30 protein-coding genes, 1 riboswitch and 1 other annotated feature are annotated in these 26,731 nt (G+C 39.2%); of the genes, 10 read left to right on the top strand and 20 right to left on the bottom strand.

The annotated features are described in order from the left end of the window. Positions 1-89: 89 nt before the first annotated feature. The 10 genes from BTR25_RS19065 to BTR25_RS19015 all read right to left on the bottom strand — a co-directional run bounded on the left by BTR25_RS19065 (position 90) and on the right by BTR25_RS19015 (position 9,537). Positions 90-275 (bottom strand): sporulation protein Cse60, encoded by a 186-nt coding sequence (locus BTR25_RS19065; RefSeq protein WP_075689617.1) that lies wholly within the window; start codon positions 273-275, stop codon positions 90-92. A 107-nt stretch (positions 276-382) separates the two neighbouring features. Continuing rightward, a complete protein-coding gene (locus BTR25_RS19060) occupies positions 383-688 on the bottom strand; it encodes a rhodanese-like domain-containing protein (protein ID WP_075689616.1) in 306 nt (101 codons plus the stop codon). Between the two features lie 23 nt (positions 689-711). Beyond that, a complete protein-coding gene (gene leuS, locus BTR25_RS19055; protein ID WP_075689615.1) occupies positions 712-3,129 on the bottom strand; it encodes a leucine--tRNA ligase in 2,418 nt (805 codons plus the stop codon). A gap of 41 nt (positions 3,130-3,170) precedes the next feature. Further along, positions 3,171-3,394 (bottom strand) — a binding site (T-box leader). Between the two features lie 200 nt (positions 3,395-3,594). Beyond that, on the bottom strand, positions 3,595-4,782 hold the full coding sequence (locus tag BTR25_RS19050; RefSeq protein ID WP_075689614.1) for an MDR family MFS transporter: 1,188 nt from the start codon (positions 4,780-4,782) through the stop codon (positions 3,595-3,597). Between the two features lie 302 nt (positions 4,783-5,084). Beyond that, positions 5,085-5,306 (bottom strand): hypothetical protein, encoded by a 222-nt coding sequence (locus tag BTR25_RS19045; RefSeq protein WP_075689613.1) that lies wholly within the window; start codon positions 5,304-5,306, stop codon positions 5,085-5,087. A gap of 593 nt (positions 5,307-5,899) precedes the next feature. Then, on the bottom strand, positions 5,900-7,345 hold the full coding sequence (locus BTR25_RS19035) for an ammonia-forming cytochrome c nitrite reductase subunit c552 (protein WP_075689611.1): 1,446 nt from the start codon (positions 7,343-7,345) through the stop codon (positions 5,900-5,902). Positions 7,346-7,347: 2 nt separating this feature from the next. Then, a complete protein-coding gene (locus tag BTR25_RS19030; protein WP_254842749.1) occupies positions 7,348-7,869 on the bottom strand; it encodes a cytochrome c3 family protein in 522 nt (173 codons plus the stop codon). A gap of 70 nt (positions 7,870-7,939) precedes the next feature. After that, complete coding sequence (locus BTR25_RS19025; RefSeq protein WP_075689610.1) at positions 7,940-8,764, bottom strand: hypothetical protein; 825 nt, start codon at positions 8,762-8,764, stop codon at positions 7,940-7,942. 309 nt (positions 8,765-9,073) lie between these two features. Beyond that, positions 9,074-9,253, bottom strand: a complete 180-nt coding sequence (locus tag BTR25_RS19020; protein WP_075689609.1) for a glycogen biosynthesis protein GlgD — start codon at positions 9,251-9,253, stop codon at positions 9,074-9,076. Continuing rightward, a complete protein-coding gene (locus BTR25_RS19015) occupies positions 9,250-9,537 on the bottom strand; it encodes a YtzC family protein (RefSeq protein WP_075689608.1) in 288 nt (95 codons plus the stop codon). Before BTR25_RS19015 ends, BTR25_RS19020 begins: the two co-directional genes overlap by 4 nt. Before the next feature lie 141 nt (positions 9,538-9,678). On the opposite strand from BTR25_RS19015, the gene mnmL reads away from it, so the two are divergent. After that, positions 9,679-10,641 (top strand): tRNA modification radical SAM protein MnmL/YtqA, encoded by a 963-nt coding sequence (gene mnmL / locus BTR25_RS19010; protein WP_075689607.1) that lies wholly within the window; start codon positions 9,679-9,681, stop codon positions 10,639-10,641. A gap of 2 nt (positions 10,642-10,643) precedes the next feature. After that, positions 10,644-11,216 (top strand): tRNA 5-(aminomethyl)-2-thiouridylate-methyltransferase MnmM, encoded by a 573-nt coding sequence (gene mnmM / locus BTR25_RS19005; protein WP_075689606.1) that lies wholly within the window; start codon positions 10,644-10,646, stop codon positions 11,214-11,216. 25 nt (positions 11,217-11,241) lie between these two features. Here mnmM and BTR25_RS19000 read toward each other — a convergent pair whose 3' ends face one another. Continuing rightward, a complete protein-coding gene (locus BTR25_RS19000; RefSeq protein WP_075689605.1) occupies positions 11,242-12,318 on the bottom strand; it encodes a tetraprenyl-beta-curcumene synthase family protein in 1,077 nt (358 codons plus the stop codon). An 18-nt stretch (positions 12,319-12,336) separates the two neighbouring features. Beyond that, positions 12,337-13,140 carry an alpha/beta hydrolase gene (locus tag BTR25_RS18995; RefSeq protein ID WP_075689604.1) on the bottom strand — a complete coding sequence of 268 codons (804 nt, stop codon included), beginning with the start codon at positions 13,138-13,140 and terminating at the stop codon, positions 12,337-12,339. Between the two features lie 129 nt (positions 13,141-13,269). Between BTR25_RS18995 and BTR25_RS18990 the strand changes: the two genes are divergently transcribed. Then, the gene (locus tag BTR25_RS18990) at positions 13,270-13,782 is read left to right on the top strand and encodes a gamma carbonic anhydrase (RefSeq protein ID WP_075689603.1); all 513 of its coding nucleotides are present in this window, start codon (positions 13,270-13,272) and stop codon (positions 13,780-13,782) included. Positions 13,783-13,824: 42 nt separating this feature from the next. Here BTR25_RS18990 and asnB read toward each other — a convergent pair whose 3' ends face one another. Both asnB and metK read right to left on the bottom strand, forming a co-directional pair. Next, positions 13,825-15,720 (bottom strand): asparagine synthase (glutamine-hydrolyzing), encoded by a 1,896-nt coding sequence (gene asnB, locus BTR25_RS18985; protein WP_075689602.1) that lies wholly within the window; start codon positions 15,718-15,720, stop codon positions 13,825-13,827. A gap of 180 nt (positions 15,721-15,900) precedes the next feature. Then, the gene (metK, locus tag BTR25_RS18980) at positions 15,901-17,100 is read right to left on the bottom strand and encodes a methionine adenosyltransferase (protein ID WP_075689601.1); all 1,200 of its coding nucleotides are present in this window, start codon (positions 17,098-17,100) and stop codon (positions 15,901-15,903) included. Positions 17,101-17,361: 261 nt separating this feature from the next. Then, positions 17,362-17,491: riboswitch (SAM riboswitch) on the bottom strand. Between the two features lie 207 nt (positions 17,492-17,698). Between metK and pckA the strand changes: the two genes are divergently transcribed. Further along, positions 17,699-19,282 (top strand): phosphoenolpyruvate carboxykinase (ATP), encoded by a 1,584-nt coding sequence (gene pckA / locus BTR25_RS18975; RefSeq protein ID WP_075689600.1) that lies wholly within the window; start codon positions 17,699-17,701, stop codon positions 19,280-19,282. A gap of 372 nt (positions 19,283-19,654) precedes the next feature. Here the strand turns inward: pckA and BTR25_RS18970 are convergent, their stop codons facing one another. Continuing rightward, positions 19,655-19,897, bottom strand: coding sequence for a DUF2584 domain-containing protein (locus BTR25_RS18970; protein ID WP_075689599.1), 243 nt, complete (start codon positions 19,895-19,897; stop codon positions 19,655-19,657). Between the two features lie 35 nt (positions 19,898-19,932). Continuing rightward, the gene (locus BTR25_RS18965; protein ID WP_139311286.1) at positions 19,933-20,727 is read right to left on the bottom strand and encodes an alpha/beta hydrolase family protein; all 795 of its coding nucleotides are present in this window, start codon (positions 20,725-20,727) and stop codon (positions 19,933-19,935) included. A 125-nt stretch (positions 20,728-20,852) separates the two neighbouring features. Here BTR25_RS18965 and BTR25_RS18960 point away from each other — a divergent pair, with 125 nt between their 5' ends. Genes BTR25_RS18960 through BTR25_RS18950 form a run of 3 tightly spaced genes read left to right on the top strand, consistent with a single transcriptional unit; the run spans position 20,853 to position 23,451 of the window. Beyond that, positions 20,853-21,866: an ABC transporter substrate-binding protein gene (locus BTR25_RS18960; protein WP_075689598.1), complete on the top strand. Its 1,014-nt coding sequence runs from the start codon at positions 20,853-20,855 to the stop codon at positions 21,864-21,866. A 21-nt stretch (positions 21,867-21,887) separates the two neighbouring features. Then, positions 21,888-22,661, top strand: coding sequence for an ABC transporter ATP-binding protein (locus tag BTR25_RS18955; RefSeq protein WP_075689597.1), 774 nt, complete (start codon positions 21,888-21,890; stop codon positions 22,659-22,661). Then, the gene (locus tag BTR25_RS18950) at positions 22,645-23,451 is read left to right on the top strand and encodes an ABC transporter permease (RefSeq protein ID WP_075689596.1); all 807 of its coding nucleotides are present in this window, start codon (positions 22,645-22,647) and stop codon (positions 23,449-23,451) included. The genes BTR25_RS18955 and BTR25_RS18950 overlap by 17 nt, the downstream gene beginning before the upstream one ends. Before the next feature lie 8 nt (positions 23,452-23,459). Here the strand turns inward: BTR25_RS18950 and ytkD are convergent, their stop codons facing one another. Then, positions 23,460-23,951: an RNA deprotection pyrophosphohydrolase gene (ytkD, locus tag BTR25_RS18945; RefSeq protein ID WP_075689595.1), complete on the bottom strand. Its 492-nt coding sequence runs from the start codon at positions 23,949-23,951 to the stop codon at positions 23,460-23,462. Positions 23,952-24,044: 93 nt separating this feature from the next. Then, the gene (locus BTR25_RS18940) at positions 24,045-24,371 is read right to left on the bottom strand and encodes a hydrolase (RefSeq protein WP_075689594.1); all 327 of its coding nucleotides are present in this window, start codon (positions 24,369-24,371) and stop codon (positions 24,045-24,047) included. Positions 24,372-24,604: 233 nt separating this feature from the next. Between BTR25_RS18940 and BTR25_RS18935 the strand changes: the two genes are divergently transcribed. Next, a complete protein-coding gene (locus BTR25_RS18935; protein ID WP_075689593.1) occupies positions 24,605-24,862 on the top strand; it encodes a DUF6154 family protein in 258 nt (85 codons plus the stop codon). Positions 24,863-24,967: 105 nt separating this feature from the next. Beyond that, positions 24,968-25,126: a YtzI protein gene (ytzI, locus tag BTR25_RS18930; RefSeq protein ID WP_075689592.1), complete on the top strand. Its 159-nt coding sequence runs from the start codon at positions 24,968-24,970 to the stop codon at positions 25,124-25,126. Between the two features lie 41 nt (positions 25,127-25,167). On the opposite strand, the gene BTR25_RS18925 is transcribed toward ytzI, so the two are convergent. Next, a complete protein-coding gene (locus tag BTR25_RS18925) occupies positions 25,168-25,641 on the bottom strand; it encodes an S-ribosylhomocysteine lyase (RefSeq protein WP_075689591.1) in 474 nt (157 codons plus the stop codon). 138 nt (positions 25,642-25,779) lie between these two features. On the opposite strand from BTR25_RS18925, the gene yidD reads away from it, so the two are divergent. Next, positions 25,780-26,004: a membrane protein insertion efficiency factor YidD gene (gene yidD, locus BTR25_RS18920; RefSeq protein ID WP_075689590.1), complete on the top strand. Its 225-nt coding sequence runs from the start codon at positions 25,780-25,782 to the stop codon at positions 26,002-26,004. Here yidD and BTR25_RS18915 read toward each other — a convergent pair. Next, on the bottom strand, positions 26,001-26,573 hold the full coding sequence (locus BTR25_RS18915; RefSeq protein WP_075689589.1) for a beta-class carbonic anhydrase: 573 nt from the start codon (positions 26,571-26,573) through the stop codon (positions 26,001-26,003). The genes yidD and BTR25_RS18915 overlap by 4 nt on opposite strands. Between the last annotated feature and the right edge of the window lie 158 nt (positions 26,574-26,731).

The following is a 26,731-nucleotide window of genomic DNA, read 5'->3' as shown; positions in this document are numbered from 1 at the left end:
TGATAGGACCAGTGCTCATTTGGAAGATTACAAGCAGTAAAACAAAGGGATAGGCTTGGAGTTCAGTATTTTTTGGGGCCTAACTTTTGTCAGGCCCGGTAAATAATCATGGCTGAAAAACAATAAATCTGTTCTTCTTCTACTTCCTCTGACATCGCTGCGACGTTATACTTTATATCTACTAATTTCTTTTCATCTATACCTTTTAAAAACCGATTCATTTCTTTTTCCAAATCTTTTTCATGCTCGCGGTCGAATAGCTTAACCTGAATCATTACCATATCCCCTTTCCATTTTTCTACTAGTATTTCCAATTTTTCAGAAAATTAAAATTTACATCAAAAAAACGATTCCACACTTGGAATCGTTTTTCGCTGATGAACTATTTAGTTTCTCCGGTCCATTCGAGCATACCGCCAGCCATATTGCGGACTTTGTACCCTTGTTCCTGAAGATAGTGACAAACGTTACCACTTCGTGCACTTGAGCGGCAAATAAAGATATATTCTTTTTCCTTATCAAAATAGTCTAGGTTAACAGGAATATCTCCCATCTTGATATGCTTTGCACCAGGGATTTTTCCTTGAGCAACTTCATGATCCTCACGAACGTCGACCAGTTCAAGCTTTTCCCCTTGCTCCAGCTTTTTCTTTAATTCTTCTGTCGTGATCATTTGAATCTCTTCCATCTATACATCCCCTTTTGAAAAACTTAATTAGCTACGATATTAACTAGCTTACCTGGAACGGTGATGACTTTACGGATTGTTTTACCCTCGATTTGTTCCTTAACACGGTCATCGTCCATTGCAATTCCTTCTAGTGCTTCTTTGCTTGCACCGGTTGGTACCATAAGCTTGGTTTTCACTTTGCCGTTTACTTGGATCACAATTTCCACTTCGTCATCCACAAGCTTCGCCTCATCATATGCCGGCCACGCCTCATATGAAATCGTTTCACTAAACCCTAGTTTCTCCCAAAGCTCTTCAGCAATATGCGGGCAAACAGGGGCCAGCATTTTAACAAAGCCCTCAACGTAATCTTTTGGAAGAACTGTTGCTTTGTAGGCCTCATTAATAAATACCATCATTTGCGAAATTGCCGTATTAAAACGTAAGCCTTCATAGTCTTCTGTTACCTTTTTAACCGTCTGATGGTAGACCTTTTCTAAGGCTGATGCCTCTTCTGTTGCTTGAATCTTAGGGTTCAGTTCACCGTTCTCCTCTACGAATAAACGCCAAATACGATCTAGGAAACGACGTGAACCATCCAATCCATTTGTCGACCAAGCGATACTCGCATCAAGTGGTCCCATAAACATTTCATACAAGCGAAGTGTATCTGCTCCATGGCTATCTATAATATCATCAGGATTTACTACATTTCCTTTTGATTTACTCATCTTCTCATTGCCTTCACCTAAGATCATTCCTTGGTTGAAAAGCTTTTGGAAAGGCTCTTTCGTTGGCACCACACCGATATCATATAGGAATTTATGCCAGAAGCGTGCATATAACAAGTGAAGTACGGCATGCTCTGCTCCACCAATATAGATATCAACTGGGAGCCAATGATTCAACTTCTCAGGTGCAGCTAGTGCTTGATCATTCGTAGGATCAATATACCGTAAATAGTACCAGCAGCTGCCTGCCCATTGAGGCATTGTATTCGTTTCACGTCGGCCTTTTTTACCTGTCTCTGGATCAACCACATTTACCCAGTCTTCAATATTTGCAAGAGGTGATTCACCAGTTCCTGAAGGCTTGATATCCTTTGTCTTTGGAAGCATTAATGGAAGCTGGTCATCAGGTACAGCGGTCATCGTGCCATCTTCCCAATGGATGATTGGAATCGGCTCACCCCAATAACGCTGACGACTGAACAACCAATCACGTAAACGGAAGGTTACTTTCTTCGTACCAATGCCTTTTTCTTCTAACCAAGCAATCATCTTTTGAATCGCTTCAGTTTTGTCTAAACCATTTAGGAACTCGGAGTTAATATGCTCCCCATCACCTGTATAGGCTTCTGTTTCAATATCTCCGCCTGCCACAACCGGTTTAATCGGAAGCTTGAACTCTTTTGCAAACTCATAATCTCGCTCATCATGTGCTGGAACTGCCATAATTGCACCTGTACCATAGCTCACTAATACATAATCAGCTATCCAAATTGGCATCTTCTCGCCGTTAGCTGGATTAATCGCGTAGGCACCAGTAAAGACACCTGTTTTCTCTTTTGCAAGATCTGTCCGTTCTAAATCGCTCTTCGTCTTTACTTTATCTAAATAGGCTTCAACAGCAGCACGCTGTTCTTCGGTCGTGATTTTATCAACAAAGCTATGCTCAGGAGCAAGCACGGCATAGGTTGCACCAAAAAGCGTATCAGGACGAGTAGTGAATACGGTAAATGTTTCTTCATGTCCCTCGATGTTAAAAGTAACTTCAGCACCTTCTGAGCGGCCAATCCAGTTTCGCTGCATTTCTTTTAAACTCTCAGGCCAGTCTAGTTCTTCTAAATCTTCAAGTAAACGATCACCATAGGCTGTAATTTTTAAGATCCACTGTTTCATTGGTCGACGTTCAACGGGATGTCTGCCACGCTCACTTTTGCCATCTATAACTTCTTCATTTGCTAAAACAGTTCCAAGTGCAGGACACCAGTTAACAGCTACCTCATCCACATATGCAAGACCCTTTTCAAACAGCTTTAAGAAAATCCATTGTGTCCATTTATAGTATTCAGGATCAGTTGTGTTTACTTCACGGTCCCAATCATATGAAAACCCGAGTGCCTTTATTTGCCTGCGGAAGGTATTAATATTTTGCTCCGTAAATTCCGCAGGGTCATTACCCGTATCCAATGCATATTGTTCTGCAGGTAATCCGAAAGCATCCCATCCCATTGGGTGAAGGACATTATATCCTTGCATACGCTTTAAGCGTGAAAGGATATCGGTTGCCGTGTAACCTTCAGGGTGTCCGACATGCAAGCCTGCACCGGATGGATATGGGAACATATCTAAAGCGTAGAATTTTCTTTTGTCATATTCCTCGCTCGTTTTAAACGTCTTTTCCTCTTCCCATTTAATTTGCCACTTCTTTTCGATTTGCTGGTGACCGAAACTCATAATTTTTCCTCCTAAAAAAAAATAAAAAACCCCTCATCCCAAAAAGGGACGAGAGGATTATGTATGTATCTTCCCGCGGTACCACCCACATTAGTGCCTAAAAACACTCGCTTCATTCAGCCATAACGCGGCAGACGGCAAACATTACTATGATTCATGTCTGCAACTCCTAGGCGAGTTCGTGATGCACCCGATTGACTTTCACCAGCCGTCAACTCTCTAACTACAGGTACTAACCACTACTACTCCTAATCACGGTTTTTAACTATAAATGAAACTTCGATCAGTGAAGTTTTAATGCCCGTTAATGCGGGATAAAAGTATTACGGTTATTGTATTAAATTTTCCGGCAATATGCAAGCAAACTTAAGCCTAATTTCAGGATAGTCTAAAAATCTTTCATTTAAACATCACCATGAAAGAACAAAGAAGAAGATCGATTAGGAACTTCTCCTTTGTTCCACTTTATATTGTAGCGGTAACCGATGTTTCGGATTTTAAACGTCGGTCGTAAAGTAGTGTTGTGATAATCGCAACTAGGAATAATGCAAGTAGGACGTAGAATAGTGCAGACATGCTGTACAGATCAACGAGCATTCCTCCTAATAATGGTCCGAGCATTCTGCCTCCTGTTGCTGTGCTCGTTACGATTCCTTGGTAGAAACCCTCCCGTCCCTGTGGAGCAAGGTTAAAGGCAACGGTTGGAACAGCAGGCCAGATAAACATTTCCCCTATTGTCAGGATTATCATTGCGACTAGGAACCCTGTAAAGGCACTTGCATTTCCGGCCACTATAAACGAAACAATAAATATCCCAATCCCAATTAAAATTTGAATTTTCAAGGTAGAATTAAGGTGTTTTAAGACGCCGTTTAAGATTGGCTGGCCTAGAACAATTAATGCTCCGTTTATCGTCCATAAAAGACTGTATTGGCTTAAGCTTATATTGATTTCTTGCGAGTGGGAGGCAATGGTTGTGGACCATTGCACGTAAGCGACCCAGCATAGTAAATAGCCTGAGCAGAGAATTAATAACGCAATAAGATTTTTCCGATTAGTACGGAAAGCTGCTTCCTTAATTCCTTTCGCTGGTTTAACCGACTCTTCAGTTGAGATTCCCTTGTAGCCAAATAGAGCAATTAATAAGAATATAGAGAACATAACCGTATTCGCAAGGAAGATTAATTCAAATGAGTAATCTGCAATAACCCCTCCAAGCGCAGCTCCTATTGCTACCCCTAGATTTTGAGCTACGTAAATGGCATTAAAAGCCCTGCGTCCGCCCTCTTTCCAAACTGACCCTGCCATTGCAAACATAGCAGGAAATACAATTCCAGTCCCGAAGCCAATGATGATTAAGAAAAAAATGTATTCTGGCCAGCCATGCCAGAAGGTTAACCCAACTAATGCTGTTAGCGTTATGCATATTCCAAGCAAGATTGATTTATAGCCGCCAATTTTATCAAACAGACTTCCTCCGAACAAGTTTCCGATTACACTTGCTGCAGAGTTTAACATTAATACTACACCGGCCATTGTTAAGGATTTCCCTAAGTGATCATGAATATAGATGGTGTTTAAAGGCCATAAAAAAGAAGAGCCTGTAACATTCACTGCCATACCAATAATTAAGAGCCATACGGCACGCGGCATGAAAAACGCTCCTTTACCATTTAACTATTTCGATTTCCAAAGGATATTGTATTCCCATTTCAAGGTGCATGCAATCATTTTGTTTATTAGAATCTTAATTGTTGGAATTGAGATCTAGACTTGTCACTAATACGCTCGACAAGTGACCTCTTCTTGTGATTTTGACACTTAACTGGTCACTTAGACACCGGCTAAGTGACCTCTTCTCTTGCTTCTGAGTCCCAACGGTCACTTAGACAATTTAAAATAAAAAAAGTCCTCAAGGGACTTTAAAGAGCAGACTATTTCCATTCAACTAACTGTTACCTTTTCTTCTTTTTAGAGTTATCTACAGCAACTTTACTTTTATTAACAACCTTTTCAATTATTAGCTCCACATGAAAATGTTTTTCATCAATGGCTGAAACACTTGAAACTTTTCCTTTTTTACCTTTGATTGTAATATTTTCTCCTAAGGATGGAACACGTTGAAGCAGCTGGCTCAGAAGGACATTTTTGTTTTCGATAAAATGAACAACAAACATAAGGGTCTCTCCATTTCATATGGATTACATACTCCCTATAAATTATTTATTGACGATGAGTTTTAGACCATAATTCATCCTAGACAGGCGGCCTTTTCTATAGCAAATTGACACATCCAAATAATTTTGTAAAAATCAAAACAAGAAAACACTATTTCTATAAAAGTAATGGGTTATGTTATGAGGTGCATTTCTATAATTGAAGTCGAAATGACAAACGTTTTTACATAGCGATTGGTATATTTAACGCAAAACGTCGCCGAAAAATTGACGGTTTTTTTTAATATGAGGATGAAAGCCATTTCCCTTTGAAAAATCAGAGAAAAAGGTCTTCATAAAGGTGATGAAGACCTTTCCCTTTAAAAAATCAGAGAAAAAGGTCTTCATAAAAGTGATGAAGACCTTTCCCTTTGAAAAATCAGATAAAAAGGTCTTCATAAAGGTGATGAAGACCTTTCCCTTTGAAAAATCAGATAAAAAGGTCTTCATAAAGGTGATGAAGACCTTTCCCTTTGAAAAATCAGATAAAAAGGTCTTCATAAAAGTGATGAAGACCTTTTCCTTTGAAAAATCAGATAAACATTTGAAAGGGTCTATTTTTTTACTGCTGGAAGTTGTGCAGGGAAATAACTATTGGTCGCATGATCTTTTTTCTTCTCGTTAACTGTTTCCGCTTTGACAGCTTCTTTCACTTTCTCGATTTCCGCATTTAGTTCATCAATGCTAACGCCCTTTTTCACAAGTTCCTCTGTTGCCAAACGAATCGCATTGTTTGATTGTACAACTGATTCTCTTAATGAGTCCATTGATCCTTGCGGGTTGTGGAAGCCTGAAGAATTTTCTGCTGCAATGATATCCCAGAACCATTGGCCCTTACGGACAAATTCTTGAGCTTGCTTAATTTTATCTTCGCTTACTCCAGAAGTAATCATTTTGTTTACATAGTAGTGAGCAGATGTTGAGATATCTTGTGCTTCATGTAATGCACTAACGTTAGCATCTTGAATTTCAAGAACGCGGTCTTTTAATTTGTCTAAATCACGATCACCGTGGCATTGTCCACAAGATGTCTGCATCGTTTTAAGTGGAGAAGTCCACCAGTGGGAAGTGATTTTTCTCTTTCCGTCTACACGCTCATATGGCATATGACAGTCAGCACAGGATACATTTGCCTTACCGTGCGTACCGCCAGCATGTGTTTCATACTCAGGGTGCTGTGCTTTAATCATTGGTGTTCCGGAGATCGTACTAACCCAATCTTTCTCAAATCCATTTTCTTTTGCAATTGTATCGTAGTATTTATACATTTGTTCGGGTTTAAATCCTTCATTCCAAGGGAAAGTAACTTCACTATTGTTAGCAGCAAAATGGTACTCTACATGACACTGACCACAAACATAGCTTCTCATATCATTTTTAGTAGGGTTTGAGGTATCAATACCTTGTGCTTCTAAAGCTTTATAAAAGCTTGGACGAGTGATACGTAAGTCCATTGTTTGCGGATCATGACAATCTGAACATCCGATTGGCGAGTGGCCCATTTCTACACCTTTTGGCCAAATGACTTCATTGAAGTTTGCTCCCCAATAATCGTCACCCATTTCTTTAATCATGCTAGGTACTGCGGTTGACTTACATGTATAACATGAACCAACTGATTTATCAGTAATCCGTTTAATATCACGAACATCATCAAGCGCATAGATGTGACCACGATCTTCGTTATACTCAGTTGCGAACCCATAGCCGTTGAAAAGAACTGGCAGTAATGGTTCTTTGTCTGGATCATACTTGCTTCGCTTTACCGATCCATTGTATTTTGTGTCTTCCATTTTTTCATTTTTCATATAGCTATTATATTGTAGTGGATATAAATCCTTAAATGCTTCATTACTTATTTCATCTTCAGATAGGCCTGTAGTCTCCTGTGTTTCCTTAGCACCCGCTGTCTTCTCACTGGTATTTTCACTGCTGCAGCCAGTAATAATGAGGACGAATGCTAATAGAAGGAGATATGCCCCAATTCGGAACCTATTCATTCTTAAAATCCTCCCTTAGTATTTAACAATTCTCCAGACTTAGCTGGCTTATCATAACGATCATCTTTAAAGTCTTTTCCGTGCGGTACTGTCTTGTGACATGTTATACAGCTATCCTTTGCATCATGTGAGACGTTATCAATTGTACTCTGATGACATTCAGCACAATTTTTATTAATAACCTTCAAGGTCCTTGTAGTAGCATAAATTCGATCTGGGATATCTTCTGTCCCCAAAGTGTTGTAATAAATATGCGTCATACCGGCTCGTCCTTTAAAGAATAACTTTCCTGCCTCACTCTCATGTGGTAAGTGGCAGTCGTTACACTGCAGTGCCGCATGAGTTGAATCCATGAATGACGTATATACCGATTGCATCGTGTGGCAATTTTGACAAAAACCAGGTGAGTCTAGATATGCCATTGTTTTAACCGTACCAACGGAAAAACCAATACCAGCTAAAAGAGCTATAACAATTAACACTCTTTTATCAATCGCCAGCAGTTTTTTCAACATCTTTTTCATTTTTTCACCTCCCATAATATTCCTATCTCTCTGTTTAATGTATATAACAAAGTGTAAAACACTCTATTACCTAGGATTGCTTCCTTCTTCTCATTAGAAGGGTTATAATTCCCGCTGCCAACAGACTAACACCACTGAATGTCGCGATCGCAAGCTTAGTTGCGCTTTCATTTTCTTTCATTTCATTGATGCCTTTATTAGGGGTTTCTACCATTTCAATAGTTGTCATCGTTTCACCGCGCTGATACTCGAGTAAGAAGTTTTTCTCGTCCCCTGCCTTTATTCCCTGGTAATGATAGGAGAATATCCCCTCCTCATCTGCATGAGTTTTCTTTTCCTCAGGTGCTGGGTCGAGTTTTATCTTTTCAGCCTTTAATGGCTGAACAAAGGAAACATTGCATAGGCCAATATCTGCAAAGCTTTTAAATTGATAGGGCAACGATCGGTTTTTTTTATCGACAACGATATTATCGGTATAAAATTCAACCACAAACTTATATATCTCATTGGGCTGTATTTCTTCACTTGTAACCCATGAAATGGTGCCTTTTTCAGTGTCGATTATGTATTCAATATCATACACCCTAGATAAATCACTAGAATAATCAGCAACATAACCAATGCGGAAATTCTTTTCTTCCAGCGGCAGCGGTATCTCAATTTGACCCTTTAGCGGCTGATCTGAATGGTTTAACATCGTTCCCTGATATCCAATTAATAGTGGGGGATGTTCATTCTTTTCATCGTTCGGGTGATAGGCAAATTCTGGCATTACTTGAATCGTCAGTTCTTCCATTGTTAAGAGATTTTCATTGGATTCTGCGTTTGAAATTAGAGGATTAGTCAATAGAAATAAACTCAGCAGAAGGGTTATAATAAAAGAGTATTTTTTCATAAAATTACATCCTTTCAGGTTAGGAACTACTGATTAAAATCACGAAAATTGCCTTAAAAAAATTGCTAGGAAAACCAGTTTGCTTTTTCGGTTTTCTAACAATGAATGGGATGGACAGAGGATTCCTCTTTTCCATATCTTATTTATCCCATGATTGAGAACCTCCATCTGTGACCCACATCACTCTTTAATCTCTAGTTATTACTAATTTGTGAACTGGGTTTTAACCTTATTTTCACAGTATTTTCTATGTAAATCTCTAAAATAAAGAAACCCTCAACTCGAAAAGTTGAGGGTCTTTAAACGCTATTATGATGATTGATCCTGCTCCTGATGGAACTTTGATTTAACAGGCTGGCCGCCAGAATTTTCATATTTCTTTTTCGATTCCTTTATTAAATCAACATCCTGCCCAATTTCAAGATCTTGATTATTGATCCCATTTCGTGTCTTTTGCTCAGGGTTTTGTTGTTTGGAGCGCTTTTTCAATATACTCCTCCTCCTCGATAATCCTGACCTTCAAGTATCATTGAATTCTGAAGTTGCTGCAGCTGCAGCCTCATCCGGTGGAGTTGATCACGCTGTTGAGAATTTGCACTATGTGCCATTTTTGCAATGTCATTATAAGATTCTTCTAACATTTGCAATGCTCTTGTGTAGTCATCATTATTATAATGCTGCTGGAGACTGGCTTCTTTAAATTGTTCCTCTGCAAAGGCAATGGTCTGTTCACATTGCAGCATTAATTCGCCCATTGAATCACGAGTAGCCATCACGGGACCCCCTTCATGTTGACATGACGATATTCCAAACTTATCTGATATCTGAAGCACAACGCTTCATTTCTTATTTTGTTCTCTTATGCTAAAATTTAATCTGTTACTTTTCATTAAATTAAAAGGAGGTCGCCTGAGATGAATCAGACCAACCCTTTTCCATATGCCTCCGATGATAAACGCTACCATACGTGGAATTATCACCTTCGCCAGTATTTCGGTCATAAAGTCTTCAAGGTCGCATTAGATGGTGGTTTTGACTGTCCAAACCGTGACGGTACGGTAGCACATGGAGGTTGTACATTTTGCAGTGCTGCAGGTTCAGGGGATTTTGCAGGAAACCGCGTAAATGACCTGGAAATTCAATTTCAAGAAATCAAAGAAAAGATGCATACAAAGTGGAAGGACGGCAAATATATGGCCTACTTCCAAGCTTATACAAATACTCATGCACCGGTAGAGGTCCTTCGTGAAAAGTTCAAAAAGGTGCTTAACCAAGAGGGTGTCGTGGGGATTTCGATTGCTACCCGACCTGATTGTTTACCAGATGATGTCGTCGAATATTTGGCTGAGTTAAACGAAAGAACATACCTATGGGTTGAACTTGGATTACAAACAGTGCATGAGAGAACAGCGCTATTAATAAATCGTGCCCATGATTTCCAATGTTATATTGACGGTGTAAACAAGTTAAGAAAACATGGAATTCGTATTTGCTCTCATATTATTAATGGTTTGCCCCTCGAAACTTCTGAAATGATGATGAAAACAGCTCATGAAGTCGCAAAATTGGATGTTCAGGGAATAAAAATCCATTTACTTCATTTGTTAAAAGGAACACCAATGGTGAAGCAATATGAAAAAGGGATGCTCGAATTTCTTTCTCTTGATTCTTATGTAAACTTAGTATGTGATCAATTAGAAATCTTACCGCCTGAAATGATTGTTCACCGCATCACAGGTGACGGTCCCATTGATTTAATGGTTGGACCGATGTGGAGTGTGAACAAGTGGGAAGTTCTAAACTCGATTGACGCTGAGCTAAAAAAGAGAAACAGCTTTCAAGGAAAATATTACCGGCAAAGTAAAGTGGGGAGTTAAGTGTGAAGATTACCCGTATCCTCCCCTTTGCGAGACAGCTACTTGAAAAAGCTGTTATAACCGGAGACGTCGTAGTAGACGCTACATTAGGTAATGGCCATGATACGGTATTTTTAGCCAGCCTTGTTGGAGAAAATGGCAGAGTGTATGGATTTGATGTGCAAGAAGAAGCCATCCTTGCGAGTGAAAAACGCTTAGCCGAGCAGGGTTTCTCCAACCAAGTGACACTTTTCCACGCAGGACACGAATTTATTGAAAAGTTGATTCCTGTTGAAGATTACGGGTTAATTACCGGTGCTATCTTTAATCTAGGATATTTGCCTGGAAGCGATAAAACCATTGTAACAAAACCTGAGACAACCATTTCCGCGATTGGACAGCTTTTAAAACTCATGAAACCTGAAGGCATAATCGTCCTTGTCATCTACCAAGGTCATGTTGAAGGTGCAATTGAACGGGATGCTTTACTCACTTATTGCCAGCAGCTCAACCAAAAAACAGCACATGTACTACAGTACCAATTTTTAAACCAGCAAAATAACCCGCCGTTTATAATAGCAATTGAAAAAGGATAACCAGGCAATTGCCTGGTTTTTGCATTCACTTAAATCTTGTTACAACTGTTGGAACCCATTTCTGAACAGCCCGATAGGCTAGTCCATTTACATAAAAAAAGTAACTAATTGATCCGCCGGCTTTGATGATTCCTTTTGCAAGTTTACGTACATTCTTTTGTTTGCGGACCTTTCCATCTGATAAATAAATGCCCAATAAGCCACGGTTAATAAGCTGATGAAACTTTTTATGAGGCAGATACTCCGTATGACGGTCGGCTTCTATTACAAAATGTTTCAATCGATTAAAGAGCGTTTCTTGATCTTCGTAATAGGAACAGAAATTCAAGTCACCGCCAGCCCTATCTTCTTCTTGATCGATAAAATAATCTAACAAGATATGAAGTCCCTGTATGTATGGAAAATATCCGTTGCGAATATTTTCTGCATCCTTCTTGTGAAAATCCTCTCTCATCGCATAAGAAATGAGACAAAAAATCCCCAATGTCGAACCCGAGCAAGCCGAAAATTCATACCACTCCATCTCAGGCAAATTCCGTTGATGACGATGGAACCATTCCTCTAATCGCGGAACACGTTCCTCGTGAATGACATGCTTATGAATTTGTAAATCACAATAGTAATCACAAAGCTCGAGGAGATATTCTCTAATGATGGGATAGTTCTTTACTTCCTTTAATACATTCCTGCAGGTTTCAGCTAACTCGTTTAGATAACCTCCATCATCTTGGTCTTGCCTGAGACGGTAATAATTTTTGGGCACTGCTTCAGCCGATAAAGCATCTTTCATTGACTCATGAATGGCAGCAAAATCATCAGGATCTAACGAAGTACTACGATCACAAAGATTATCTAAGTAATCACTGATCGTTTGATAGGCAACGATAAATTTAATAGCTTTTTTATAGTTTTCGGTGGCAGTAAGGGATAAAATCCCTCCCCCCTCACAATGAAAGGTTTTATGCTCTATGCTTGCAAGAGCCTGAGTTCTGAGCTCTGGATTAGGAATGCTCTCCGCACGTGTTTTCCAGTAAGCTAGTTCCTTGTGAACAGCAGGTATGATTTGCCGGTAAACCTTCATCATAAGTTTGATGGGCATCATAAATCTTCATCCCTCCTTTTACACAATATAGCCAATTGCCTTTAGCTGGCTGGTTACAAAGTCTTTAGCATATTCAAATACATCTTCCCGTTCCGGCTCATTAAAGATTTCATGATAGCATTTCGGCCATTCTTTAAATCTTTTCTCAGATAATGGAGCATGGTTGAACCATTCCTTAACGGAAGCTTTATTCACTATTTTATCGTCGCCCCCTTGTATGACAAGAAGTGGAACATCCTGCGTCTTTTCTAAATTTTCAAAGGCTTGTTTTATGCTATCAGCTAATTCACGATACCAGCGTATAGAAACCTTTGTAATATATAGGGTATCATTCGAATCTACTTCCCAAATATCCTCGTTTCTTGTTGCCATTTGAACGGATATTCCAGAATCCATCCTTAATGAAGGAAACACCATGTTTAACAGATAAGAAAGCATATTCAAGAATTTTGAAGGGGTATGAACAAGGCCTAAACAAGGAGAAGAAAGAATTAATCCAGCAATATTCAATCTCTCTTCCTGTAAAAGACGGACTGCTATTAAACCACCCATACTATGCCCAAGTACGAAAACGGGTAATTCGTAACGATAGGCTGCTTGAATCCAATCCTTTACTTCCACCATATACTCATCGAAGGAATCAATATGTCCCCTGCGGGATCTTGTTGTCATGCCTTGTCCGGGAAGATCCGCCATGATGACATGAAAGCCCGATGTGCGCCACATTTCAATCAGCCAGCCATATCGGCGATGATGTTCCATTGCCCCATGTATCATAACAATGACTGCTTTCGCTTCCCCTTCTGCTTCCCACTTCCACATATTTTTTTCCTCCTAGAAAAAAATTCTATATAATATATATTAACATGCTCATTATGCACCTGCACCTCTGTATCCTTACATATGTTCAAACCTGCATGAAGGGAATATACAAAAAAGGAGAGGAATTAAATGATTTATCCATATAAAAATAAATATCCCAAAATTGCAGAATCGGCATTTATTGCTGACTATGCCACGATAACAGGTGATGTTGAAATCGGTGAGGAATCAAGCGTCTGGTTTAATTCCGTCATTAGAGGAGATGTCGCACCAACAATCATCGGAAAAAAAGTAAATATCCAGGATAACTCTGTCCTGCACCAAAGTCCAGATAACCCTTTAATTATTGAAGATGAAGTAACCATCGGACACCAAGTGATCCTGCACAGCTGCATCATTAGAAAAAGGGCTTTAATTGGTATGGGTTCCATTGTATTGGACCAGGCTGAAATCGGTGAAGGTGCATTTATTGGTGCTGGAAGCCTCGTACCGCAAGGAAAAAAGATTCCGCCCAATACATTAGCATTCGGTAGACCTGCAAAAGTGATTAGGGAACTAAATGATCATGACCTTAAAGAAATGGATAGAATCTATACAGAATATGCTGAAAAAGCACAGTATTATAAGTCGATACAAAAATAATCTAAAAAACGCACCCAAAAACAGCTCATGGGTGCGACTTTTTTAGTTTTTCATCACTTGAAGCTCTTTTGTGCCTGTGGATTCTGATTGAAACTGATATTTACCTTCTACGTACACTTGGTGCCAAACCATGAACATAAGAACTGTCCATATCTTACGACTGTTATCCATCTTACCTAGACAATGGTCATCAAGCAGTTTTAATAAGTAGTTTTTATTAATGAGATATTCAGTATCACTATCCCGGACTACACCTTTTGCCCAGCTAGTCATTTCGTCTTTCAGCCAGTGCCGTATTGGCACAGGAAATCCTAGTTTTTTCCGAGTCAGCACATGATCCGGTACAATTCCTTCTACAGCCTTCCGAAGAATATACTTGGTAGTAGCATTGGTTGTTTTCAAACCAGCAGGTATTGTAGAGGCAACCTTAAATACTTCCTTATCAAGAAAAGGCACACGCAATTCTAATGAATGTGCCATAGTCATTCGGTCTGCTTTAAGTAAAATATCACCACGCATCCACGTATGGATATCAATATATTGCATCTGATCGACTGGAGTATAGCCTACTGATTCCATGTAAAGCGGTTTTGTAATGTCAGTGTAATGTAATCCAGGATCGTAAACATTCAATAATCTGCTCTTTTCCTCCTCAGTAAACATCTTGGCATTGCCAATGTATCTCTCTTCGAGTGGTGTTACACCTCGTTCAATAAAGCTTTTTCCTTTGGTTCCTTCAGGGAGCATGGTTGAAAGCCATTTAAGGAATACCTTTATTACCCTTGGGATATTATTAAAGACTTCTAGTGATTGCGGCTCTCGGTAAATGTTATAGCCTCCAAAGAGTTCATCTGCTCCCTCGCCTGAAAGTACCACCGTAACATGCTTCCTTGCTTCTCGAGCAACAAAGTACAGAGGTACGCAGGCAGGATCAGCAAGCGGGTCATCCATGTGCCAAAGGATTTTTGGGAGTTCCCTCATATACTCTTCTGGAGTTATCACATAGCTGATATTCTCAACCCCAAGTTTTTCGGCAGATTCCTTCGCAACATCAATTTCACTGAACCCATTTCTCTCAAACCCGACAGAAAAGGTTTTGATGGCAGGATGAAATTCCTTGGCAATCGAGGCAATAATCGTCGAATCTATTCCTCCAGATAAAAAAGAACCTACAGGAACGTCACTGCGCATATGAATTTTCACCGAGTCAATCAGTACTTCCCTGATTTCTTTAATAAAATCCTCTTCTGATTTATTTACTGGCTTAAAATGAGCCTTCCAATATGGATATACTTCCATGGGCAAGCCAGTTTTTTTTATAAAATAATGTCCTGGTTCCAGCTTTTTGATTCCGATTGACAACGTTTCTGGCTCTGGAACAAATTGATAGGTAAAATAATGCTGAAGCGCTTTGTAGTTAAGAGCATCATTTTTAAGAGCCAATAAAATGCTTTTCTTCTCAGAAGCAAAAAAGGTCCTTCCTTCTTCCTCATAATAAAAGAAGGGCTTTATTCCAAAATGATCTCTTGCACCGTAAAGGGTCTTATCAACCTTATCCCATATCACAAAAGCAAACATTCCCCGCAGCTTTTCCACTAGCTTCTCTTTCACTTGACTATAAAGTGCAATAATAACCTCTGTATCGGAATGGGTGGAAAACGTTAGGCCAGCATCCTCTAGTTCTTCTCGTAGTTCAAGATAATTATAAATTTCGCCATTAAAGATAATCCAATAACGCTCGTTTTCAAAGGATAGGGGCTGATGGCCACTTTCAATATCAATAATGCTTAGACGCCGAAATCCAAATTGGATCCACTCATCTTCATAAAAACCTTCATCATCAGGACCACGATGGGTAATGATACCATTCATATCGTTAAATTGCTGTGTTGGAATTTTTCTTTTTTCCTCGTTTATACAGCCTATAAAGCCACACATTTGATTTCACCTACTCCAAACTAAATTATCTATAAAAGAAATTAAAGTATCTTACAGTTTTCACCTGTTTAAGTAGTCTTAAACATATTATTCTTTGTTTCCCTTTGTAAGAAGTAGACGTGAAACAAAAAAGAGGAGTTACATGTGGAAACATGCAACTCCTCTTTTTTAAAGCTTATTTTATAATTCTGCTTGTTGACGTAATGTATCTGCTTTGTCTGTACGCTCCCAAGGAAGATCAACATCTGTCCGGCCAAAATGCCCGTAAGCTGCTGTCTGCTTATAGATTGGGCGTCGTAAGTTTAGCATGTTGATGATGCCAGCAGGGCGAAGGTCAAAGTTATTGCTGACTAAATCAACAAGAACTTCTTCACTTACTTTCCCTGTACGGAAAGTATCAACAGAAATGGAAACTGGTTTAGCAACACCAATTGCATACGCTAGCTGTACTTCTACCTTGTCAGCCAGTCCTGCGGCAACAATATTCTTTGCTACATAACGTGCTGCATAAGCTGCAGAGCGGTCAACTTTCGTAGGATCCTTACCAGAGAAGGCACCGCCACCGTGACGAGCATAGCCACCATAAGTATCAACAATAATCTTACGACCTGTTAATCCTGCATCCCCTTGAGGTCCACCGATCACGAAACGGCCTGTTGGATTGATGAAGTATTTTGTGTTTTCATCAATTAACTCTTCAGGTACAACATGATTGATTACATACTCTTTAAGATTACGTTGAATTTGTTCAAGCGTTACTTCAGGATGATGCTGAGTAGAAATAACAATTGTATCAATTCGAACAGGCTTGTCGTTCTCATCGTATTCAACTGTTACTTGTGTTTTACCGTCTGGACGAAGGTATGGAAGAAGCTCTTCTTTACGTACCTCTGTTAGACGACGCGCAAGCTTGTGGGCAAGTGAAATGGGAAGCGGCATAAGCTCCTTCGTTTCATTACAAGCAAAACCAAACATTAAACCTTGGTCCCCTGCACCAATTGCTTCAATTTGTTCATCTGACATTAGACCCTCACGCGCTTCAAGCGCTTGGTCAACACCCATTGCGATGTCAGCAGACTGTTCATCGATCGAAGTTAACACTGCACAAGTCTCGGAATCAAAACCATATTTTGCACGGTTATATCCAATTCCTTTAATTGTTTCACGAACAATTTTCGGTATGTCTACGTAAGTAGAAGTGGTGATTTCACCAGCAACCAGCACTAAACCAGTTGTAACTGATGTTTCAGCAGCAACACGAGCATTCGCATCCTTTGCCAAAATAGCATCTAAAATTGAATCAGAAATCTGGTCACAGATTTTATCTGGGTGACCTTCAGTTACTGATTCAGAAGTGAACAAGCGACGTTTTGTTGACATCTGAATTCCTCCTATATAGTCAATAAAGTGAGGTTATCTGTGTGGGTTTTTATGTATACCTTGCCGTTTAACCTCGGGTTGATACGGAACTCATTCCCTTAGTAGTATGAAATAAACATAGGATTTTTATGAAAGAAACAGAACCTTTCTGAAAAAAACCCTTTGACAGTCTCATGATGGAAGTGTAGATCAGCGACATAGAGCAACGAAAAAAATAAAACCTCTCCTAATGTGAGGAAAGGTTGTCTTCCGCGCCTTTCACTCTTATCGTTCAAGGCAAACGCCTTGCTTCAGGTTTAGCACCGTTGCTCGAAAAAAACTTTTTCATAATCTTCGATTGCAGGTTGCTGGGTTTCATTGGGCCTGTCCCTCCACCAGCTCGGGATAAGAGAGTATCCGTTCAAGGATGAATCATACCCTACTATGTCGAATGATGTCAATGATTTTTTTAGAGTTTTACATTTTTTCAAAAGAGCAATGTCCTGTTGAAAAATATAGTGATTAATCGATCCCATTTTTCACCATTAGTATAGACTAATTAGCTGAATGTGTTATACTATTTATAATATTAATAAACTGTAAAGGAAGGATCCAAAAGATGAATTCTGTTCATATTCCCAATGAATTAAGCGAATTATTAGCGGACAGTCATATGCAAATTCAATTATCTGTGCCGCAGTTAGTTGAAAAAATTCTTTCTCGACAAGAAGGAAAGTTGACCTCCACTGGAGCAATAAGTGTGGAAACTGGCAAATATACAGGCAGGTCGCCTCAGGACAAATTCATTGTAATGGAGGAATCCTCCCAAGGAAAAATTGCATGGGGCACAAACCAGCCAATATCGGAAAAAGTATTTCAAAATCTTTATCATAAAGTACTAGATTACTTGAAACAAAAGGAAGAAGTTTTCGTCTTTAGGGGCTATGCTGGTGCTGATATAAAAACCCAGCTGCCGATTCAAGTTGTTAATGAACTTGCGTGGCATAATCTTTTTGCACAGCAGTTATTTATTCGCCCGACAGAAGACGAATTAAGCTCCCACCAGCCAGGGTTCACCGTAATTTCAGCCCCTAATTTTAAAGCTGATCCGGTTGTTGACGGTACAAATTCCGAAGCATTTATCATCATTTCGTTTGAACACCGAACCGTACTAATTGGCGGTACAGAGTATGCTGGAGAAATGAAGAAGTCAATTTTCTCAGTAATGAATTACTTATTACCAGAAAATAATATTCTTTCCATGCATTGCTCGGCCAATGTTGGAGTGGAGGGTAATGTAGCTCTGTTCTTTGGACTTTCAGGCACAGGTAAAACAACACTATCAGCAGATAAGAATCGTCGGTTGATTGGTGATGATGAACACGGATGGTCAGCAAATGGAGTCTTCAATATCGAAGGGGGCTGCTATGCTAAAACGATTAATCTCTCTCGGGATAAAGAACCACAGATCTTCGATGCGATTCGCTTTGGTACTGTCCTAGAGAATGTGAACCTTCATCCTGAATCAAGGGTTCCAGATTATGATGATGGCCGGTTAACGGAGAATACTCGAGCTGCCTATCCAATTGAAGCAATTACTAACATTGTCCAGCCGAGCATCGCAGGTCATCCGAATACAATCGTTTTCTTAACTGCCGATGCATTCGGAGTACTGCCGCCAATCTCAAAATTAACAAGAGAACAAGCGATGTATCATTTCCTAAGTGGATACACCTCAAAACTCGCAGGTACAGAAAGAGGTGTATCCTCACCTGAGGCTACGTTCTCAACCTGCTTCGGTGCACCATTCCTGCCACTCCCAGCCACACGCTATGCAGAGATGCTCGGAGAAAAAATTCTTGAGCATAGCGCGAATGTCTACCTTGTGAATACAGGGTGGACAGGCGGAGAATATGGAATAGGCAGCCGAATGAAATTAAGCTATACAAGGGCGATGGTTCAGGCAGCACTTGAAGGCGAGCTTAACCATGTCGAGACTGTAAAGGATGAAATCTTCGGATTAAATATTCCGCTTCACATTGCCGGTGTTCCTGATGAGGTCCTTCAGCCAAGTAAAACTTGGAGAGATCAACAGGCCTATAAGAAAAAAGCAAAAGAACTAGCCGAGAAATTTAAAAACAATTTCACAAAATTCACCAACGTTTCTGAGGATATTATTAGAAAAGGTGGACCATTGGCGTAAAAAGAGGCCCTTATCTCATGATAAGGGCCTCAATACATCATGGCAGTCTTACTTCTACTTTTTCAGACTGTTCTAGTATATTAAATTGAAATTCTCCATAGCAAATTCACCAACTTTTTTATCTCCTACTGTAAAGTGTAAATTCCATATACCTGGCTCTTCAAATGGGTGGAAACTCGCTACACCTTCTGCACCTCCGAAAGGGCAGCCGGCTATTACCGTTGTTGCGAGGTGTGCTCTAGTCCATGTTTTAACATGGACACCGTCAATTTTTAGATATTGGTATAATTTCTAACTCTTCAAATCAGACGCAGATCATTTACAATTCTTACACTTTTACACAAAGAAAAAGCAGGTAATTTTTCTACCTGCTTAGTTCGTTGAATTTAATGAAATTAATTGATAGCTAATCTTGGTGTAGTTATTTTGCCATTCTACTTTCTTGATTACGGCTGTCCCGTTTGAATCACTATCGATTGTCTTTCTAACATCAATTGGAATATCAATTGGATATAGCCTGTACCCTTCTTTCTCTAATAGAAACAGATTTTCTTCTAGTCTCTGTTCCCTTCCTTTTGTAACAATCATCGTATTTAACTCAAGAGGCATACCCATATTATTCGCTCCCTCTACTAGTTATTTATTATATTTTACCATTTTTTTGATTGGCTTTTCATCCACATTGATAAATTCTTTACAACATTTCTATTTATGACGGGCGGGAAGTAGTGGGTGAACTCAGGAAAGTACCAGGATTCAACCTGTTTCTCGTTTTCTTTTAACCTTTTCTCAAGTCGATAGGCATGTTCAATCGTCACATTCTGGTCCTTTACCCCATGGATAATAAGTACTGGGGCATCTAGCCTCTCCAACTGATAAAGGGGCGTGCGCTCTTTATATCGCTCAGGATACTTAGTTGGGGTGCCGCCAATCACTCTTTTCATCATCCTTCTCAGATCATTTCTTTCCAGATACGTTAATTCCATATCACTGACCCCGCCCCAGGTTACTAAAGAGGCTGCTTCCGGAAATTCAATTGCTGTCATTAACGCCATAACCCCGCCCCGGGAAAAGCCGAATACATGGATATTCCTCACCCTGGGAAGTGATTTCAACAAATTGAATCCTGCAAAAGCATCCTCCCGGTCTTCACCGGCAAAATCCTCATTTCCCTCCCCGCCTTGGTTGCCCCGATAATAAGGGGCAAAAACAATAAAACCCTCTGCAGCAAATTGAGCAATTCGTGCTGGTCTCACCTTGCCTACGTTCTTTATTCCTCCACGCAAATATAAAAAGCCATCCAGAGGTTCCTTACCAACTGGGACAGCCAGCATACCCTTCACTCTCAGGCCATTTGAAAGATAGGTAATGACTTGTAACTCTACATGGGGATTAGGAGAAGGGAAGCGCTGTACTGCAACAATTTTCCCGTCAATCTTAAACAACCTCACCACTCCTTTGCTTTTAAAAAAATTTTTACTGTTCTGGGCATTCACACATTTTAACCCTCTACATACGATATCTTAGGCTAATTGCCCAGAAGTTTAGGTATTAAAGGAGGTTTATTTAGATGAAAAAGTGGTTGAAAGTCAGTCTAACTACAGCTCTCATTAGCTTTCTCATGTTTTCACTAGCAGCTTGTAATTCAAATAAAGCTGATAATGAAAAATTAGAAAAGGTCCGTGTCGTAGAGGTAACACGCTCTATTTTCTATGCCCCTGAGTATGTTGCAATAGCCAAGGGATTTTTTAAAGAGGAAGGCTTAGACGTTGAGTTGTCTACTGCTTTTGGCGGTGACAAAACAATGACAACCCTGCTATCAGGAGGAGCGGATATCGCTCTAGTCGGTTCAGAAACATCCATTTATGTCTATGCACAAGGTTCGAATGACCCAGTCATTAACTTTGCCCAATTAACACAGACAGATGGAACATTTCTTGTTGCAAGAGAAAAAATTGATCATTTCACTTGGGACTTACTAAAAGGCTCTACTTTCTTAGGGCAGCGTACTGGCGGAATGCCGCAAATGGTCGGTGAATTTGTACTTAAGAAACATGGGATCGATCCACACCAAGATTTAAATTTAATTCAAAACATCGACTTTGCCAATATCGCTAGCGCATTTGCCTCAGGAACGGGTGACTTCGTCCAATTATTTGAACCACAAGCAAGCATTTTTGAAAAAGAAGGCAAGGGACATATTATCGCAAGCTTTGGCACAGAATCTGGGCATGTACCTTATACAACCTTCATGGCTAAAGAAAGCTACTTGAATGACAATAAGGATGTTATCGAAAGATTTACAAGAGCGCTATACAAAGCACAAGAATGGGTGCAAACACATAGTGCCGATGAAATCGCAGAGGCCATTCTTCCATATTTCGAGGATACAGATATTGAGATCATAAAAATGGTAATCGACCGCTACAAAGAACAAGGTTCGTTCGCCACAGACCCAATCCTTGATGAGGAAGAGTGGAACAATCTTCAAAATATCATGGATGAAGCAGGAGAACTGCCGAAAGCAGTCGACCATAAAACACTAGTTAATACAGAAGTAGCTGAAAAAATCCTCAATGAATAAGAGCAAAGGGAGGCCAGTCATATGAGTTTTTTAAGCATTCAAGACATTCATCACACCTACTTTACCAAAGCCTCAGCGACCACGGCCCTCACCAATATTTCCCTGCAGGTTGAGGAAGGGGAATTCATCTCCTTCCTCGGTCCTAGCGGCTGTGGAAAAACAACCTTGCTATCGATTATTGCCGGACTGATAAAGCCTACCCAAGGAACTGTCCTGCTTGAGGAAAAAAGAATCTCAACTAGAGAAAATCAGATAGGATATATGCTGCAGCAGGACTATTTGTTCCCTTGGAAAACCATCGAAGAAAATAGCTTAGTCGGCCTAAAATTATCAAAGCAACTAACAGATACATCTAAAAAGGCTGCTTTAAGCCTTTTAAAGCAAATGGGTTTAGCGGGAGTTGAAAAACAGTTGCCCAAACAGCTTTCAGGTGGTATGCGCCAGCGTGTAGCCCTTGTTAGAACACTTGCAACTGAACCAAAACTGCTGATGTTGGATGAACCCTTTTCAGCTCTCGATTATCAAACAAAATTAAAACTGGAGGATTTAGTTTCCAACACATTGGAAAAGTTTGGAAAGACCGCTATCCTCGTTACCCACGATATTGGAGAAGCGATTGCTATGAGTGACCGAATCATTTTATTTTCACCAAGTCCCGGAAGAATTCATAAAGAGTTTCAAATGCCTGAAGAATTGAAGAATCTAACTCCTTTTAAAGCAAGAAATCACCCAGCATATACAAGCATCTTTCAAACCATATGGAAGGAGCTGGAGTCTCTTGAACCCGAAAAATAATAAAGTAAGAGACCTCCATCAGGAATATCTTCATTCCTTAACTGTTGAAAAAAGGTGGGTGAGATTTTACCAACTTATTATATTCTTGTTCTTTTTTACAAGCTGGGAATTAGCAAGTCAAAAGAGATGGATTGACCCGCTCCTATTTAGTTCTCCATCAAAAATATGGGATTTATTCGTTGACAAAGTTCAAGATGGATCCCTTTTATCAAATTTAGGTGTTACTTTAACAGAAACAGTTCTAGGATTTATTTTAGGGACTCTAGCTGGTACTATCTTAGCGGCAGTATTGTGGTGGTCACCGATGCTCTCAAAAATTTTTGATCCGTATCTTGTCATTCTAAACGCCATGCCAAAAGTGGCATTAGGTCCGATCTTAATTGTGGCACTTGGTCCTGGCTATCCCTCTATTATTGCGATGGGTGCAATTATTTCAGTCATCATTACGACTATCGTAGTTTATACCTCGTTTAAAGAAGTGGACCCAAACTATTTAAAGGTACTTCAAATCTTTGGTGCATCTCGTGCACAATGCTTTAAGGAAGCAATTCTCCCTGCTAGTTTTCCAACTATTATTTCGACACTAAAGGTAAATGTCGGCTTGTCCTGGGTAGGTGTTATTGTTGGGGAATTTCTTGTTTCAGCAAAGGGACTTGGCTACATGATCATTTACGGCTTCCAAGTTTTCAACTTTACCCTTGTCTTCCTCTCACTAATGGTCATCGCGGTATTTGCCACCATTATGTATCAGCTGGTTGAACTGCTAGAGAAAAAACTTATTAAGGAATAGCAGCTTATTTAGGATTTGCTGCTATTCTTTTCCTGATTGAACTTTCTTAAGTATGTAATGCATTCTTCAATTACTTGATCTTTCATAATAAAACTAAAATCATCCCTAAACCTTACTTTTAATATATCTTCTTCTACCACTACAGGTCCTTTTGTTTCAAAATAGTTATTAGATCCATTCAGCTCGGTGACCTTCCCCCAAAAAACGGTCTTAACAAATGCCCCGTTTCGATCATTTACCCTATATACCGCTATTCGTTTTAATTTACCTACCGTTGCCCCTGTTTCCTCGAAAACTTCCCTTGTTGCTGCTGCTTCAAGCGTTTCACCTTGTTCAACCTTGCCCCCAGGAAACTCAAGTCCCCTTACCTTATGGTTTGTAAGGAGCCAAGCATTCTCATATTGACATATAACTAGTACATGTTTTGATTTCTCATTAAAAGAAGTAAGACAAAAAGAAAGCTCAACGCTGTTCCCACTAGCATCAAAAAATTGTTTCATGAAAGAATCCGCCTTATAAAATGTTGTGTTATATACATTATAATCAAAAAAGACGGAAAATCCCTCATTTAAGATTGGATTTCCGCCTTACTATTAAGTGCTCTTAGGTAAAATATTCATCGACTCAATATGTTTTTTGGCTTCTTCGTCACCAAGCTCATAAAGCATCCCGTAAACCTGTTGAATGGTATCATCATAGGCATCGTTTTCACGATCATAATGGTATTGCACATATGGAACATGAGCTCGGAAAAAGTTTTGCCACTCGGTCGAATAATTTTGATCAAACAATTCCCGAAGCTGTGTTATTTCTTCATCAGTTGCCTGAATTTGATAGCTCCACGTTGAACTAGTGGCACTCCTAGTGATTTCTCCAGAACCGACATCTATATAATACGTTTTCTTTTGTTCATTCAACATTTTCAACCCCTTACTGATCATTACTTAAACTTTCCCACAATCAATTAAATTTTATTCTTTTTCATAATTCGACGATCTTTTTAGAAATGTTTAATGTATAATTGCCATAATATTAAGAAAACTAAATTTACTCCTGAACTCAAAAACTTTTACAGGTTAAATTAAAGGATATTTTTTAGTTTTAAGGGAATTCAATAACTAAGGAAAAAACTTTCCTTTAGGAGGTGAAAATGATGAAGTTGGTTGATGAACTATATGAGATGTACCGACATAAGTTAACTGGTGACGAAGAAGATATTGATATGCTTGCTTTTGCTTTTCTAGAAGAGATGTCTCGTGAAGATCTTCTACATTTAATTCAAGAAATGGATAAGCAGGAGTTATACGATTTAATGGGACTTTACTTGATTGAAAGCTTAAAAGGGAAATTTGCACAGGAGGAATATGGCCAGCAGCGCATCTCTACTTATTATCCAAGAAATATACATTGATTTTTACATACTAGGAATGAGAAAACTGCATCTTACAGTTTTCTTTTTTTTGTAAGAATTGGTTTAAATCATGCTACAATAGTAGAGGGAGATGGAGGGAATAATATGTATCCTGTTCTGATTATTAGTATTATAATTATCATTATTGTCCTATTGCTGGCTGTGATTACTACCTCAAAGGCATATACTTACAAACATACTGTGGATTCCCTAGATGATAATCCATATCTTCAAAAAGAAAAACAAGAAGATGAGCATAAATAAAAAACTCCTATTCAAAAGCGAATAGGAGTTTTTTATATTGATTAAGCAAATACCTGACATAAATCTTCTTTACTTTGTTCCAGCCAGAAACGCATTAAGCGTTTTGCGCCTTCTAAATCGTGAAGTTTTGCTTGTCCGCATTGTTTTTCATTTGCCGCTGGAATTTCAACGATTTCAACAGCATCTTGCATTGTATCTTCAAGAAGGTCGATTATTTCCTCGACAGTCGGTTCTCCGCTGACAACCAAATAAAAACCAGTTTGACAGCCCATTGGGGAAATATCAATAATATCAAAGTGGTCATATTTCTCAGAGTGCTTTCTAATATTAAAAGCTAACAAATGCTCTAAGGTATGAATAGCATCCGGCTTCATCGCTTGTTTATTAGGCTGGCAGAAACGAATATCGAATTTATTAACAAAGCCGTCACTTCCAACCTTATGTACTCCACAGTGTCTTACAAATGGGGCTTTTACGGCATTATGATCTAGTTCAAAGCTTTCTACTGAAGGCATCCTTCCAACACTCCTTTTATAAATCTAAATCTAATCATACAATAAAAACACGGTTTTATCATTAAATTAAGTAACAATTTAGACGACTTTACATTTTATATGATATCTTTTAGATAATCGATTTAAGGAGTGTACACTATGCTAAAGAAGTTTTTTATTTTGGTAATTCGTTTTTACCAAACTGTCATTTCGCCAATAAAGCCGCCCACATGCCGTTTTTACCCTACCTGTTCCCATTATGGTTTGGAGGCTGTTCAAAGATTTGGTGCACTAAGAGGCGGATGGCTTACATTAAGACGGATATTAAAATGCCATCCCTTTCATTCAGGTGGAATTGACCCTGTTCCTGAAAAGAAAATTTAATCCTGATAACCGTCCACAAGAAGATCCAGCTTTCCTGTCTTAGGGTCGATGACTAAACCATGAACAGGAACACCCTTTGGCATTAGTGGATGATTTCGAATAACCTCTACACTGTGTTCGACACTTTCCGTAACACTCTCGAATCCATGCAGCCATTTATTAATGTCAATTCCAGAGTATGAAAGGATATTCATCGTTTCCTCGGTTACGCCTCTTTGCAACATACTCTCGATTACTGGTTCAGGCTTTAGACCGCTCATCCCACAATCATGGTGTGCTATAACCAGTACTTCCTCTGCCTGTAATTGATAAACAGCGATCAGGATACTGCGCATAATACTCCCAAACGGATGTGAAACTAGGGCCCCTGCATTCTTAATCGTTTTGACATCACCATTTCCTAAATTCATCGCCTTTGGAAGAAGTTCCAATAGTCTAGTATCCATGCAAGTCAGGATTACTGTCCTCTTATTAGGAAACTTAGTAGTTTCATATTTTTCATATTCATGACTTTCCACAAATTTTTGATTATAATCAAGTATTTCGAATAATAATGTATTATCCTTCATATACATACCGCCTTTCTCTTCTTTTTAATAGCATACAAAATTAATGATCATACTCCAAATTTTTATACTTGCAATTACCGCTTTTTTTTTGTAAGATACATAGAGAAATCGGAATGGTTCCGTATTATGCACTTATCAACTTTTTGAATTATAAAAAT

The organism is Bacillus sp. MRMR6, from assembly GCF_001940785.1.
GTDB lineage: Bacteria > Bacillota > Bacilli > Bacillales > Cytobacillaceae > Neobacillus.
This window is presented reverse-complemented; position numbering and strand designations above follow the sequence as displayed.